Origin of the sequence: Parashewanella spongiae (assembly GCF_004358345.1) — a bacterium.
GTDB classification, from domain to species: Bacteria; Pseudomonadota; Gammaproteobacteria; order Enterobacterales; family Shewanellaceae; genus Parashewanella; species Parashewanella spongiae.
The window spans coordinates 1,159,572-1,175,615 of the sequence record NZ_CP037952.1; the positions used below are offsets into that span (position 1 = coordinate 1,159,572).

Here is a 16,044-nt window from a genome sequence, read left to right on the forward strand (position 1 = left end):
ATGAAAAGCTATTGGTTTTATATAGTTAAAAGTAAATAAAACATCAATGCTTACTTGTTATAAATATAAAAGATTAATGTTTTTACTGTTTTTTATATTCTTTTTTTATTTTGACTTATATCACGAAATTATCTCGGTCTTGTACGTTATGCTGAATTAAGGCAGCTTTTATTTGTTTGTAAGTTATTTTTAAATATGCTGTTTAGTTATTAAGCTGTGAGAGGTTCCCTATTGTTTTAACTAATCTTCTCGGGGCAATTTGCTTTAGTGGTAAGAATTAAATGTTTGGCATCTTAAAAATATTAGGGTCTGTTGATCTTTCGTGATTGTTTTTGCAGCGATAAATTGGTTATTTTATGCAAGGCAGAGTTTGTGAGGTTTGGTTATTATCGACATACAAAACTGTCGTTAATTCGTTTCCAAATAAGAAAACGATAACACAGCACCTTTGATTTAGAATGAGCGACCAATTTACGCTCTCTCTTTTTTCGATGCTTTTGAGCATTCACTGTTCTGTGTTGTGACCAGCTCACTTAGATGGCTAAGCATCACTGCTCACGCCTTGAACAGATAAATGCTCAAATAGCACAAAATTTAATCCTGAAAGATCAACAGATCCTAATAAAGAACATAAATCTAACCAATTATAAAAGATGGGGTTGATGTAATGATTAATATGAACAAACTAACAGCGGTAGCCGCAGCGGTTACTGCTACGTTGTGGTGTGCAGCAAATGCCGCTGCAGTGATGGATGGCACTAACATTACCGATGTCTACGGTGAAGTATCAACAGCTCAACCCAAAAATACTATTTCTGATTTGGGTTTATTTGGCAGTGAAGTTAAGTCTGTAGAATCTTATAGCTGTGAAGGCGTAGAACTGACCTTTATTCATGATGTTCAAGGAAATGGTGGGCGCAGCCCGTTTGCTACCATTGATATTTCTGATGGCGATGAAAATATTTACGAGTCTGAGAGCACTATTACAGTAAAAGGTATTGTTACCGCTCGTGGTGAAAGCTTACAAAAAGGCTTTTATCTCCAAGACATCGAACTTGATGGTGACTCATCAACATCTGACGGTATTTTCGTAAACATGAAGACTACGGCGCCAGCAGCTATCCAACCGGGTGCAGAGGTGTGCGTAACGGCAAAAGTTAGAGAGTTTTATAACCAAACTCAATTAGAACTATCCGCAGATACGACCAAATTTGAAATTATCAATGCCGAAGGCGCTGTGCCTGCCGCAACACCATTTGTCGTTAATGATGGTGAAACACTTGATCACGCACTTGAGCGTTATGAAGGCATGAAAGTCGTGTTAGATGCAGGCAGTAAAATGAAAATCACTCGTTCATTCAGTTATGACTTTGATGCTCGCCGCAATAACATGCTGGCTTCGTACAATGCTCCGCTGGTAAAAGCGACTCAGCTTTTCATGGCGGGTACCGATGAAGCTGTCGCACGTGAAGCCGCAAACCGAAAAAATGAACTTTACTTAGAGTCCGACTTTAGAGCGCCAAATGGTGTGCTTCCTTATATGTCTGACTTTAATGCTGAAACAGGTTATATACGAATTGGTGATCAAGTGACGAACCTTGAAGGGATGGTTGGGTATTCATTTGGTCATTATCGTTTAATTGTAGGCGCGGATGAAAACATCACCGTCGGTGATTTCATTCGTAATGATGATCGTACTGATGTGCCAGCTATTGCGAGTGAGGGCGATCTACGGATCGCGAGCTTTAATGTACTGAACTACTTTAATGACTCTGTGGGTGGCGATGCCAGTGCTTCAGGTCAAAATCGTGGTGCTGAAAACCAGTTTGAATTCCGCCTGCAGCGCGAGAAAATTGTTAATGCTATTGTCAGCATGAATTCTGATATTGTCGGATTAATGGAAATCGAAAATAACGGTTTCGGTGAAAAGAGTGCGATTCAAGACTTAGTGAATGCGCTGAATGCTGAATTGAGCGATGAAGACGCATATAGCTTTGTGACTATTAATACGGCCGACATGCACAATGAAAAGTTTTTTGGTAGTGATGCCATTATGGTTGGTTTACTGTACCGAGCGGCTAAAGTAACTCCTGCTGGCGATGCGTTAGTGATTGAAACACCAGAGCAACATGCTGCTGCTGGTGTGGCGACTCGTGGTGAAGGCGACGATGTAGAATCAAGCCCTGCATACGATAAAATTCAACGTCATTCGCTTGCTCAAACCTTTACTGTAGAAGGTGGCAAACTCACTGTTGTGGTTAATCACCTTAAGTCGAAAGGCTCTGCGTGTTTAGAAGACTGGTTAGCATTTGAGTCAGAACGATCTGATCCAGAGCCTGCCGATCTACAAGGTCACTGTAACAGTTTCCGAGTGAGTGCTGCGGATGCAATTGGTCAAGCGCTTGAAAGTGTCGATGGTGATGTACTTATCATTGGTGATTTGAATGCTTATGGTAAGGAAGATCCACTACAGGTATTGACGGATTACAACCCTTTAACTCACGAAGGTAAAGTCATTAAAACAGCGGCACATACTACCTTGGGTGGTGAAGCTTTCGATCAACAACAGCGTATCGTTACTGAAAGTTATGGTTATGTTAACTTAAATACAAAGTTACATGGCGCTGATACATTCGGTTATAGCTTCAATGGCGAGTTAGGTAATTTAGATCATGCCTTGGCTAATGCCAGCTTAACCGATAAAGTCGTGGCTATTGAGGATTGGCATATCAATGCTGTTGAATCTAATCTATTTGAGTACGAGTCTGGTTTTACCGGTAAATTGGTTAAATCAGATAATGTATTTTCTTCATCAGATCATGATCCTGTGATTGTCGCTATTGATCTACCTGAATCAAGTAAGAGCAGCAGTGGCTCACTAGGCTTCTTAAGTTTAGCGTTATTGTCATTATTTGGTCTTAGACGTCGTTAAATGACTGAGCTTTTGAGTAGAAGGGATGGCATTTTGTCATCCCTTCTTCTTTATCAGGTATAATACAAGTAGGATTAACAAAAACCTCAAAGGAATAATAATAATTATGAATGCGAATGACAGTATTTGGTTTCGCCAAGTGACCTTAGAAGATTGTAAAAGGCTGGATAAAGGATTACATGGTAAAGGTACTCTCATGCAAACATTGGGGATCGAAATTACTGAAATTGGTGATGACTATTTAATCGGGACAATGCCAGCGGATCCATCAGTACATAACCCGATAGGGATTGTACATGGCGGGGCTAATGTGGCGCTCGCCGAAACCGTTGCCAGCTATGCGGCGAATTTTGTTGTGGATTTTGAAAACTTTTACTGCGTGGGACAAGAGATTAATGCCAATCATCTTAAAGCATCTCGCAATGGTGTATTAACCGCGATAGCAAGACCTATTCACCTCGGAAAACGCAGCTCAGTGTGGGAAATAAAGATCACTAACAGTGCTCATGATCTTGTTTGTATTTCTCGGATGACAGCGGCTGTGGTTAAGCGTAATAGCTAAATCATTATAAGGAAAGTTGCGGAAGAAAGTATACCGATGAGTTCTCGTCACTCCAGCGCAGGCAGGAAACTAAGTAACGACAGTTTTGTATGTCGGTAGTCTAGGGGCTGTTTATCTTTCGTGATTATTTTTGCAGCGATAAATTGGTCGTTTTATACAAGACAGAGCTTGTGCGGTTTGGTATTCCAAATAAGCAAGCGATAACGCAGTAGAAATGACCAATTTACGCAGTCTTAGATGCTTTTGAGCGTTCACTGTTCTGTGTTGTAACCCGTTTACTTAGATGACTAAGCTTCACTGCTTACGCCTTGAACAGATAAACGCTCAAATAGCACAAAATTTAATCCTGAAAGATAAACAGCCCCTAGTGCCTTTGCTTTTTTCTATAAAAGTCACTGGATACCAGCCTTCGCTGGTATGACAAATATTGGTACTTTCTAAATCGCTAGATCCCTAAACCAGCCTCTACAGAGAGCTCCGAGATCGTCATTTTATATTGAGTTAGCTATATCAGTAGCGTACTTATACCTATTATGGTAAATAAACAGGCACAGCTAATTCTGATCCATTTCAGTGGTAATTTCTCGGCACTAAAATGACCAATAAAAACAACTGGAACGTTTGCCAATAACACCCCAATTGTAGTGCCTGTAATGACAGGCGCTAATTGTTGATATTTAGCGGCTAATAACACGGTGGCGACTTGAGTTTTGTCGCCCATTTCGGCGATAAAAAACAGTAACAATGTCGCCAAAAAAGGCCCGTAGCGATACCATTTAGATTCTTCACTCTCAAGCTTATCGGGTATGAGTATCCATGCCGCAACCCCAAAGAAACTTAACGCAATAATATACTTTACGTATAGAGGGTTAAACCACCCAGAGATCCATTCACCAACAATCGCAGCGAGAAAGTGATTCATAACGGTTGCCACAAGCATTCCTGAAATAATGGCGGTTCGATTACTGAATCTGGCTGCAAGTAACAGGGCGAGCAGCTGCGTTTTATCACCTATTTCAGCGATGGCAACGCTAAAGGCGGATATGAATAAAGCTTCCATTTGATGCTCATGGGGTTTAGGTGCGGATATTCTTCATCAAATCAATCTTATGGGCAAGAAAATAACGATTAAACGCTCTAACAATGTTAATAGGTTTAACTTGTTGTTTATCAGGAGATTAACTTTTTTATTTGTAGTGAGAATGATTAGTATTAATAATTATTAATGATATAGCGTCTTTTCTAAGGTGTTCACCTTAGAGCCAATACGGCATTTCAGCGGATAAACTTAACTTTAATGTTCATGATATTAATCCTCATTCACGAGGAGCAGGAGAATGACTCTGATGAGTGACGCGCATTCAATATTATTCAGACGGATAGCTTGTTGGTTTTTCATGCTTGGTGCCGGATTATTTTTTTCTATAGATATGGCTCAAGCCCAAGGCTATGTAGTTCAACCCGAATCGAGATCTTACGCTTGTAAACTTAACCATAACGCATTTTGTGGTGAAGCAAAGTCACTGCCTGGAAAAATCATAGGCCTAGGAGGATTCCCTGACAGTGAAAATGGACCAAAAGATGCGCACCTAGCCAGTGGTGGCAATATTTTATTTTCTGATTTAGATGAGCAAAGCCCAGACCGATGGTGTAAAAAAACTGAGGTAAATACGGGCAAACAAACCTTCAGATGGAAATTTGATCAACCAGAAGCTACGCAAGATTGGCGTTACTACCTAACAAAAGCGAATTGGGATCTTTATAGCCCATTAACACGTGCAAGCTTTGAACTTAAGCCGTTTTGTAAATACAACGGTGGTATGACAGCTCCAACGGGTTTCGTTGAACATACCTGTAATATTCCGAAAAATAGAGTCGGCTATCAAGTCGTATTAGCTGTTTGGGATACTGCCGATACCCACAAAAGTTATTATCAAGCGATTGATTTAACTGTTATGGATCCGTCACTCGCGAAATCTGATAGGCGCCTAATAGGCGTGATTAATCCAGTTAAAAATTTAGATGTCGGTGATAAAGTGACTGCAAAACTTTATGATAAAGAAGACAACTTGATCCCTGAACAAGTCAGTATTGAGATTAATGATACAGAACAAGGCAACGCCAAAAGATGGTCATATACTTTGGCGGATGCGATAAACCACAATTTAGCAGGGTTGCGTTCAGGCCAGCGTAATGCTCAGGGGATTGTTAGCCCAATGTACAGTTGTAACTCTGTTTATGCATCAAAACAAAGTGTTGTAAGTCGTATAGAAACTTTGGTGTCAAAGGTGAAAGAAAACGAAACCGCGAGCATATCAGGCTTAACCGATAATATAACGCTTACTGATCAAGGCGCAGAGGTCAGCTTTGATGTTGAATCGGGTAATGGAGTCATGGTTACCGCAAAATTATTCAACCAGAATGATATGGCTTCAGGGTTTGCTGAAAAAACAGTATCCGAGGGCAATGACAATATTTCAATGCACATCCATGCTGCTACTGCAGGTGAATATCGCTTACAGGTGATGTTTAAAATGACAGATGGATCGCTCATTCAACAACAACGAAAAATCACTGTGGTAAATTAATCTAAGGTATTCAGGGGAAGTTCATCATTAGACTTGCCGAGGTTAGTTAGTTTTGATAGGTTCGATAACAGCTTGCACGTTTGCAAGCTTTTTTATGCGTACCTTATGACGTTTTAAGCTGTGTTATCCCAACCGGATAAATTACATCGGTTTGGTGAGCTTTCAGGGGATGCCAATGTAAAAAGTACCAATAATTAGGATAATTTTCAGTGAATTCAAAAATGCTTGGCTCAATTGCCATTGTATCAGGAACCGCGATTGGTGGTGGAATGCTTGCCTTACCACTAGCCACCGCTGGGTTGGGCACCTTACCAGCATTAGCAATGTTAGTCGTGATTTGGGTGATTTCAGCTTATACGGCGCTATTAATGTTAGAAATAAACCTAAAGTCTGGTGTGGGCGAAAATGTTCATGTCATTACAGGTAAATCATTAGGCAAAGTCGGGCAATTTCTACAAGGGGGATCATTTTTAAGTTTATTGTATGCGTTAACCATGGTGTATTTATTGGGTGGCTCGTCGCTGCTGAATGCTAAATATGAATTAATAACGGGACATGAATTAGATTCAAAAACTGCCATTGGTTTGTTCACACTGATTTTTGGCGGTTTAATTGCAGTCGGTGTATCTTGGGTTGACAGAGCTTCCCGCTTACTTTTCCCAATAATGATAGTGTTGCTGATTGTACTGGTCATGTTTTTACTGCCAGAAGTCAGTTTATCGAGCATCGTTGGTGAAGGGATCCGCAGTGGTCTAGCAGAAGGCGGCTTTTCTGGTGTCTTTATGGCAGCGATTCCTGTTGTGTTTACCTCTTTTGGCTTCCATGTTTGTATCGCTACTTTAGTGGGCTACCTAGATGGCGACGCTAAGAGCTTACGAAAAGTCTTATTGATTGGCTCTACCTTGCCGCTAATTTGTTATGTCTTTTGGTTATTGGTGACCCTTGGCACTGTTGGTGGTGACACTATCAGCGCATTTGGTGGTTCATTACCAGCGTTAGTAAAAGCTTTGCAAGATATTGCACAACTCTCATTCATCGACCAATGCATCAGTTTCTTTGCTGACTTAGCATTAGTAACGTCATTTTTAGGCGTCACCATGAGCTTATTTGATTTCCTTGCAGAATTAACCCGAGCTAGGAATACCCTAACAGGCAGAGCAAAAACTTGGCTGCTGACTTTTATACCGCCATTATTGTGTGCCTTATTTTACCCTGACGGCTTTGTAAAAATATTGGGATATGCAGCTGTGCCGCTCGTTATGATGGTGATCTTTCTACCGATAGCGATGGCAATAGTTCAGCGGAAACAAAGTAAAGAAGGTTATCAAGTATCAGGTGGTACGCCAGCGCTAGCATTACTTGGGTTAGCTGGTTTTGGTATAATTGTTGCTCAGTTCATAGTAGCAAGTGCGAGCTAGTAGTATTTTGATACTAGCGCTGTTATTACGAGAAAATAACACCTTAGGGATCTAGCGATTTAGAAAGTACCAATCTTTGTCATACCAGCGAAGGCTGGTATCCAGTGGTTTTTATAGAAAAAAGAAAAGGCACTAGACTCCCGACAAAAACTGTCTTTACTTCGTTTCCAGCCTACGCTGGAGTGATGAGAACTCATCGGTATACTTTCTTCTGCAACTTTCCTTAAAAGGTGTTATTTTCTCGTACTCATCGCTCTCTCTTCAACCAAATTTCATTTGATTTTTACAAATAGTCAATATCGCCCTCTTGTGAATTTAAAAAGCTGCAGCTGACATTACGCACACGGATAGTTATGTAACTAAGGTTGAATAAGAAATCACTTTTTATCTATGTTTTACTTAAAATTAACCGATATGAACATTTTCACAACGCAAAAATGAGTAACCATTCATTAATTTTGGGTTTTTAATAGATGTGCTCAATGTCGGCTGCAGTTGATTAAGAGCGCTTATACCATTTGTACCAATTAACTATGTTATAGATTGAGCATTTGCTTTGCTAATGCTCCCTAATATCCATAGTTAATAAGTGTGAATGGTATTATTCGCTATCACCATTTTGTTTTCACTTTTCCTAACTAGCTGCATTGAAGCCAACACTTTGCGTCCATTTATCAATTCTAATTGATTTTGTTACAAAAAAGGTAGAGCAAATCTCTATAATCTTTACGTGTACTATAATTGAGCTATTACAATAGCTTAAGGTTACTTTTGATGAGTATTTTATCTGCAGCACAACTTGAACAATTTATTACTGCTAGAGGGGCTGATTGCATCAATCCTGACAGCTTATTTCCTGAGAGTTTTTTTGAAATAGATTTAGACGGAAATGGTATTTACCGTGTTGAATTTAAAAGAAGTAACCAAGAAATTGAAGTCTCGCCTATGTGCTCTTGCGCAAATACTGCTGTTGATCAGGAATCACAGGCTAAAGCGCTCAGCACATTATTTAAGAGTCAGTTACCAACGTGGTTTGCAAGTACAAAATCGACAGGCGGTAAAACTGGTAAATTAAAATTATACCTGCTACCGAATGAAAGGCATAGCGACAACGCAAATGCGGATAATTTGATAAAGGAATATGGTTTTGTTGCAGTTGATTGTCCATGTCTTAAAAAATATAGGCTATCGCTGCCTGTCGTTACAGCATTCAAGCGATTCATGGTAGGAGAACTTGAAGAGAATACAGTCGTTAAAGTGGCTGGCAATCATGGGTTTGATCCTGTAACACCATATCTGAATATCGCCAGACAGAAAAAAGCACATAATAAAGAAAAACGAGAAAAAGATGAATTGGAACGTGTCGCACAAATCAAAGCCGCATTAAAGCGCAAAGCTCAACAGTTACAGCGTCAGTCCACGTCGCTCGAATTTGACTCAAATTTGCCTGTAAAACTGAAATCGGCACTAGAACGTCTTGTTATTGATGAAGTTGATGAAACCTTTGTAATGGAAATGGCTTTACGGATGAACATTTCTGAGATCGCAATTGTTGCCGCATTAGAAACGGTAGAAAAGAAAAAAGCACATAATGAGAAGTGTGCACAAGAGAAACAAATTCTGCTTGATAAGCAAATAGCCCAGCGTAAAGCAGACGAAGAATTAAAGGAGTTAGAAAAACAAAAAATGGCAAAATGGTTATTGGAAAAAAGAGCCAAAGAAGCCGAAGAAATAAAAAATAATCAGGAGTATGTAGAAAAGGCGCTCGCGCTTTTAGAAACCACAACGAAAGGTAGGGGGCACGCGTTATTAGTTGAGGCAGCAGGCCGCTTACAAAAAAACCAAATTACTATTGAAGCGTTTGAGTTTATGAGACAAAAATATTCTGAATCACAAAGTTTTCGAATATTTCCAATGGAAAATAATATTGAAGCTGAAACTGAAGTTGAAGCCGAAACTGAAACAGGGAATGAAACTGAAACTGAAACAGGAATTGAAACAGAAACAGAAGCCTTTACAGGAAAAGAAACAGCTTCAGCCTCAGATGAAAAAAATTGGGAAGCATTAGCTCCTCAACTTAATATTAATGACTTGGAATTATCAGAGGAAGCACGCGGCGATAAAATACTTACTATGCTTATGGATATGGATATAAATCAGCATGTTGATGAATCGGCAAATATCAGTTTTGAAGAACAAGGCTACAAGCAAAGAGCGGCGGAATTTAATGCTTTGACTAATGAGCACGAGGAACAACAGATAGAAAGCCTAGAATTATTTTCAAAAGAAGAATGGGCAAGTTTCAGTGAGAAAGTCACCCCATTAATGAAAGGTGAAGAGGCGCTTTAATTTAAGTACCTGTCGATAAGTTCTTTGATAATTATTGTGTTCAGGTATAGTGCTATACAAGACGCAATGTAGGGCGCATAGCCGTAGCTATGTAACCGAAGTTGCAACACCGTAGAGTGCTGAAACTGGGCACTAGAAAATCTTAAGAAACTTATGGTCAGGTACTTATGAATAGAAAAATGAACGTAACTCATAGAGAACGCTCTCTGGATCTTAAGTGCTCTTTAGCTGATTTGGTATAAACATCTTCAAGTAAAAAATTATTTTTATGTTACATTTTTGTATTAAGTCAGGCTATGCGCCTGACTTTTTTTCATGTATTTTCGTAGCTGAAAAAACATTTAATAAAAAAGACGGACAACAATATGAAAAAATGGTTACTTACTGCAGCCGTTGCTGCAAGTTTTGGTAGCGTTGCAGATGAAGGAATGTGGCAGCCATATCAGCTTCCAGCAATGGCTGATGAACTGAAGGCAAAAGGGTTAGAGATCAGTGCTGATTCTATTTCTAAGCTAACAGAATTCCCGATGAATGCAGTGATCAGTCTTGGTGGTTGTACTGCATCATTTGTATCACCAAAAGGCTTAGTGGTTACCAATCATCATTGTGCCTACGGTTCAATTCAATATAACTCAACGGCTGATAATAACTTACTTAAAGATGGTTTTTTAGCAAAATCATTTAAAGATGAATTACCAGCAGCACCAGGTTCACGAGTTTATGTAACTTCAGAAGTCACTAACGTAACGGACAATGTAAAATTTGGTCTTGAAAGCAAGACAGGTAATGATTTTTATAAAGGCATAGAAAAACAAGAAAAAGCACTGGTTGCAGAGTGTGAAAAAGAAGCCGGATATCGTTGTAATGTCTATAGCTTCCACGGTGGATTAGAGTATTACCTGATCAAACAAATGGAAATTCGTGATGTGCGTCTTGTGTATAACCCTGCAGGAAGCGTAGGCAAATACGGCGGCGACATCGACAACTGGATGTGGCCTCGTCATACAGGTGACTTCTCATTCTATCGCGCTTACGTCAATAAAGATGGGCAGCCAGCGGATTACAGTGAAGACAACGTTCCATATGAGCCAAAAAGCTTCTTGAAAGTGTCAGCGAAAGGCGTTCAAAATGGTGATTTTGTCATGGTAACGGGCTACCCAGGTCGTACCAACCGTTATCGCACCTCTGCTGAAGTTGAAAATCAATTTGAATGGAATTACCCATACAGTAAAGAATTACGCGAAACCATCATTGATATCATTAAAGAAACAGCGCCAGCAGGTAGCGAAGACCGCATTAAGTATGAAAGCACCTTGGCAGGTCTAGCTAATTATGCGAAAAACTTTACTTCAATGATTGAGTTCTACGGTAAATCAACCATGTTGCAAGATAGACAAGCGAGAGAGCAAGCGCTTGCCGATTGGATTGCAGCAAATTCTGAGCGCAGTGCTAAATATGGAAAGACATTGGCTGAGCTGACAGATCTAGTGAAACAAGGTGAAGCGCATCAAGAACGTAAATTGATCACAGGTTATATGGGCTACAGTTCAATGATGTCGAGTGCTGAGCGCTTATATCGTCTGGCGCACGAGAGAGAGCTTCCAGACATGCAACGTGAGCCGGGTTACCAAGACCGTGATATGAAACGATTTACTTCTGGTCTTGAGCGCATTGATAAACGTTTTGCGCCAAAAGTAGAGAAAGCCATTGTATTTGATTTGCTCAAACGCTATGCCAAATTAGCAAAATCTGAACGCTTAGCGGCAATGGATAAGGTATTCGGTATCAATGGTAAAGCTAATGATGCTGCAATTTTAGCTCGCCTTGATGAAATGTACGCCAAAACAAGCTTGAATGACAAAGCTACTCGCCTAGGCTGGATGAAAAAGTCAGTGGCGGATTTTAAAGCATCGAATGATCCATTCATTCAATACGCAGTAGCTATGTTTGACACCGATATGGCCGCAGAGAAAAAAGCCAAAGAGCGTGCAGGTAAGTTGATGAAAGTACGCCCGCAATACATGGATGCCATCATTGCCTACAATCGTGAGCAAGGTAAACCAGTATATGCGGATGCGAACTCAAGCCTACGTGTAAGCGTGGGCCATGTGAAAGGTTATTCGCCAGAAGATGGTTTAATTGCTGAGCCATTTACTCGTCTTGAAGGTATTTTAGCGAAAGATACAAGTGTTGACCCATTTGATGCTCCGAAGAAGCAGTTAGAGCTCATTAAGCAGAAACAATACGGTGATTATTACATGAAAGAAATTGGTTCTGTGCCAGTTAACTTCTTGTCGACACTCGATACCACAGGCGGTAATTCAGGTTCACCAACCTTAAACGGTCGTGCTGAATTGGTCGGTTTGTTGTTTGATGGTGTGTACGAGTCAATCATTGGTGATTGGGGTTACGATCCACAAACGAATCGCTCAATTCAAGTAGACAGTCGTTATATGTTGTGGGTGATGAAGTATTTAGATAATGCAGATAACCTATTAGAAGAAATGGAAATCGTAAGGTAATACGATTTTAATTATCAAAAAGCGACCAGAAGGTCGCTTTTTTTGTGTAATGTTATTAATCGTTCTTGATATTTGAGGTTTAAACTAAATCCTGAACTAAGTTGCAAGCCCTCTAGCTTCGAAGATAAGGTGCTCAAATTGGCATTTTATCCCTAACCCTGAAGCCAACATCCTTCTTTTAAGGAAAGTTGCGGAAGAAAGTATACCGATGAGTTCTTGTCACTCCAGCGCAGGCTGGAGTCTAGTGCCTTTGCTTTTTCCTATAAAAAGTCACTGGATACCAGCTTTCGCTGGTATGACAAAGATTGGTACTTTCTAAATCGCTAGTTCCCTAAAATACCCACGATATTACAACATTACAGAAGTTTTGGTGGTGAGTGCTACTTTGTGTTATTTCATTAATCAACCTGAACTCAGGATAAGCAAACCTCTACAGCACAGCTATTGTCGGCTATTACAGAGTTGTAACTCTCTGAAAAAGATTCGCTATTACAGAAAATTACGCCTCGTACTAGACGAAACTAGCCGCTCTGTAGATTGAATTTAAATTTATTGCTTATAAAAAATTGGTTTATAGGTTTCATTATTCCGATATCAGGTTATTCAGCACCAAAAACAACATCTTCTTTTGAATCCAACCACATTGGATATTGCGCCATTACCTTGCTGAACATTTTGCTTTGTAGATAGCCGTTAAGCCACTGCCTGAGGTTTGGATAAGGTGATTGTAAATACCATTGTCGCTCGACTCGGGCAAACTGACGGATGAAGGGCATTAAGGCGAGATCCGTTAAGCTTGGTTTGTCAGACATCAAATATTGATGCTGGCTCAGTCGTGACTCTAAATCCGCCAGATAACGCTCACATTGCTGCCTATCTTCAAGCAATGATGGTTCATGATAGCGTTTTGAGCAGCGATACTTTTCAAGATGCCCTTTAAATTCGTTATCAAATAGTGCAATAACTGACAACATTTCAACCAAAGCAGAAGTGTGTGCTTTATTAAGGTAATCATCAGGATCAGTTTGAGAAAATGCCCACTTCATGATTGATAGGCTTTCATCAATCACTTGCTTATCCGCTGTGACGAGTACTGGCACCGTTCCTTTGGGGGATACGATGAGCATTTCAGCGGGCTTGTTGCTAAGCACTATGTCACGTAATAGTACCTGTTGGCCAGACGCATAAAGCGCCAATCTTGCTCGCATTGCATAAGGGCAATTTCTTAAAGAATACAGTATCGGTAATGCCATGATTTAATTCATTGTCAGGTAACGGGTTTAGGAATAATTTACTTTAACGATATTCATTAGCAAAATATACGGGTAACATCCCCCCAATTAATTATTAAAGGCAAGTTGTAACCATGGATCCAAAGATTGAATTATTAGCACCAGGCGGAGATATTGATGCGATTAAGGCGGCTATCATCGCCGGAGCCGATGCGGTCTACTGCGGCTTAGATAACTTTAATGCTCGTAATCGTGCCTCTAATATTTCCTTTGATGAATTGGTTGGGATCATTCGGTTAGCGCATCAATACGAATGCCAGATATTTCTTACCTTGAACATTGTTATTTTAGAAAACGAATTTAAGTCGTTAGCCAAGTTGCTGAGTCGATTGGTGAACACAACGCTTGATGGTGTGATTGTTCAAGATATTGGTATGTTTCATTTGCTTAGAAAACATTTTCCAACTTTGGACATTCACGCATCGACACAGCTTACGACTCACAATGCTGGACAAATTTCTTTTTTGAAAAAGCTGGGTGCCTCGCGAGTGAATTTATCACGAGAGCTCAATTTACGTGAGATAACGGCATTAACCGCAACCGGCCACGAGCATGGTATTACCACTGAAGTGTTTGTGCATGGTTCATTGTGTATTGCGTTTTCGGGTTTGTGTTACTCTACTTCCGCGAGTGTGGGTAACTCGGGGAATCGAGGCCGTTGTAGCCAAGCGTGCCGAGAAGAATATGAAACTACCGAGTCTGGTCATAATTTCCCGCTTAATATTAAAGATAATTCGGCATTTTTCGATTTACCGGCATTAATCGAAGCTGGTGTGCACTCGTTTAAAGTTGAAGGCCGAATTAAAGGGGCTGAATATGTTCATACGGTCATCGACAGTTTCCGAAAACAAATCGATGGCTATCTTAAAACGGGTGAGCTGCTTGAAGATGGTGAACGCCTTTACAAAGTTTTCAATCGCGATTTAACTAACTCTTTTTTAAAGGGTGATTTGAATCAGTCGATGTTTATTGATAATCCACGGGATAACTCAAAACATCATCTAAAAGATAAACTCACTCAAAATGGCACTCAATCTATTTCCATTGTTCAAATTCATGATGCTGAGAAAGAGTTAAAGCTCGAAAAACGACAAATTCAAGCTACTGTAAAAGACAAAATACAACACTTGAGTGTCGGCAAACTGCCATTGACTTTAGCTTTTTCAGGGCAACAAGGACAACCACTGACGATTACAGTGACTACCCAAGATTTTGTTGTGGCACAAACTCAGTTAGAGGATAAAGTGTTTACTTTTCAGTCACAACATTTGCTCGCTCCAAGCGATGAAGCAAGCATTGACTTAAGCGCGATAGAAAAACGCTTTAAAGGCTTAAATAATGCTGAATTTGATTTAAAACCATACAATATAGACGGCTTAGCGTCTGGGCTGAGTATTCCTTTTAAGGAATTGACGACCCTTAAAAAACAAATTTCATTGGAGTTGAACCACGGCGTTTCCGTAAAGCCTGCGGTTGAATTACCAAAACTTATTAACCACCCAAAAGCTGAAACTGGAGTAGCGCAGTTATCCGTTTTAATTTGTGATAAAGCCGATATTAGTTTTGTAGAACACACTAAAGCTGACGTTTACTTTAAATTGCCGGATGCTTATAAGCGTGGCTGCACTCAGTATGTTGACTTTTTTAAGCAAAACCCGCGACTGATCCCTTGGTTCCCGTCAGTGCTTATCGGTAAAGACTATGATGTGGCGCTCAATGTTTTAGAGCAAGTGCGGCCAGAACTTATTGTCACCAACAATACCGGTATTGCACATCGTGCTTATGAACTCGGAGTTAAGTGGATTGCAGGGCCCTTTTTAAATACCACCAACTCTTATGCTTTACTGGCGATGCAAGAGCAATTTGACTGTCACGGCGCCTTTATTTCTAATGAAATTAACCGTCAACAAATTAGGCATATTGCACGGCCTGCTAATTTTAAAATGATGTACAGCGTCTATCATCCTATTTTGTTGATGGCGAGCAGACAATGTTTCTTCCAACAAAGTGTTGGCTGTGAAAAACCGCGTATAGATAATGGTTGTATGCTGTCTTGTGATAAGAAAACTAGTATCACTAATTTGAAAGGCGATGAGTTTGCAATCGATAAACAAAAAGGCGGTTATCCAAGCATTTATAACCAAGATCAATTTTTAAATACTGAGATCATTGATGACTTAGCACATCTGTTTGATGGCTTTATGATTGATTTAACCAATATCGGTGCTGGAGATAAACCGTCCCCCGATAAGCTGCAGCTTATCAAAGAGTTTGAGCTGCTTTTAGCTGGGCAGCCTTCTTCGGCGGAAAGGCTCGATAATATGGTGACTCAATCCACTGTGCTGCAATATCACAACGGTTTATAAGAGTATAAAAAAACG

At 40.0% G+C, this 16,044-nt stretch carries 9 protein-coding genes; 7 read left to right on the plus strand and 2 right to left on the minus strand.

Features of this window, described 5'->3' with window-relative positions; translation table 11 throughout:
• Positions 1-676: 676 nt before the first annotated feature.
• Positions 677-2,932: an ExeM/NucH family extracellular endonuclease gene (locus tag E2I05_RS04225; protein ID WP_243641062.1), complete on the plus strand. Its 2,256-nt coding sequence runs from the start codon at positions 677-679 to the stop codon at positions 2,930-2,932.
• 106 nt (positions 2,933-3,038) lie between these two features.
• A complete protein-coding gene (locus E2I05_RS04230; protein ID WP_121853040.1) occupies positions 3,039-3,494 on the plus strand; it encodes a PaaI family thioesterase in 456 nt (151 codons plus the stop codon).
• A 505-nt stretch (positions 3,495-3,999) separates the two neighbouring features.
• Here E2I05_RS04230 and E2I05_RS04235 read toward each other — a convergent pair.
• Entirely contained in the window at positions 4,000-4,554 is a 555-nt protein-coding gene (locus E2I05_RS04235; protein ID WP_121853039.1) for a TMEM165/GDT1 family protein, read from the minus strand.
• Between the two features lie 277 nt (positions 4,555-4,831).
• Between E2I05_RS04235 and E2I05_RS04240 the strand changes: the two genes are divergently transcribed.
• From E2I05_RS04240 to E2I05_RS04255, 4 genes are all read left to right on the plus strand, one after another.
• Entirely contained in the window at positions 4,832-6,082 is a 1,251-nt protein-coding gene (locus tag E2I05_RS04240; protein WP_121853038.1) for a lytic polysaccharide monooxygenase, read from the plus strand.
• A gap of 209 nt (positions 6,083-6,291) precedes the next feature.
• Entirely contained in the window at positions 6,292-7,500 is a 1,209-nt protein-coding gene (locus E2I05_RS04245) for an aromatic amino acid transport family protein (protein WP_121853037.1), read from the plus strand.
• A gap of 774 nt (positions 7,501-8,274) precedes the next feature.
• Positions 8,275-9,849 (plus strand): hypothetical protein, encoded by a 1,575-nt coding sequence (locus tag E2I05_RS04250; RefSeq protein ID WP_121853036.1) that lies wholly within the window; start codon positions 8,275-8,277, stop codon positions 9,847-9,849.
• 365 nt (positions 9,850-10,214) lie between these two features.
• Positions 10,215-12,371 (plus strand): S46 family peptidase, encoded by a 2,157-nt coding sequence (locus E2I05_RS04255; protein ID WP_121853035.1) that lies wholly within the window; start codon positions 10,215-10,217, stop codon positions 12,369-12,371.
• 599 nt (positions 12,372-12,970) lie between these two features.
• On the opposite strand, the gene E2I05_RS04260 is transcribed toward E2I05_RS04255, so the two are convergent.
• Positions 12,971-13,624, minus strand: a complete 654-nt coding sequence (locus tag E2I05_RS04260) for a glutathione S-transferase (RefSeq protein WP_121853034.1) — start codon at positions 13,622-13,624, stop codon at positions 12,971-12,973.
• Between the two features lie 113 nt (positions 13,625-13,737).
• Between E2I05_RS04260 and E2I05_RS04265 the strand changes: the two genes are divergently transcribed.
• Positions 13,738-16,029 (plus strand): peptidase U32 family protein, encoded by a 2,292-nt coding sequence (locus tag E2I05_RS04265; RefSeq protein ID WP_121853033.1) that lies wholly within the window; start codon positions 13,738-13,740, stop codon positions 16,027-16,029.
• Positions 16,030-16,044 lie beyond the last annotated feature (15 nt).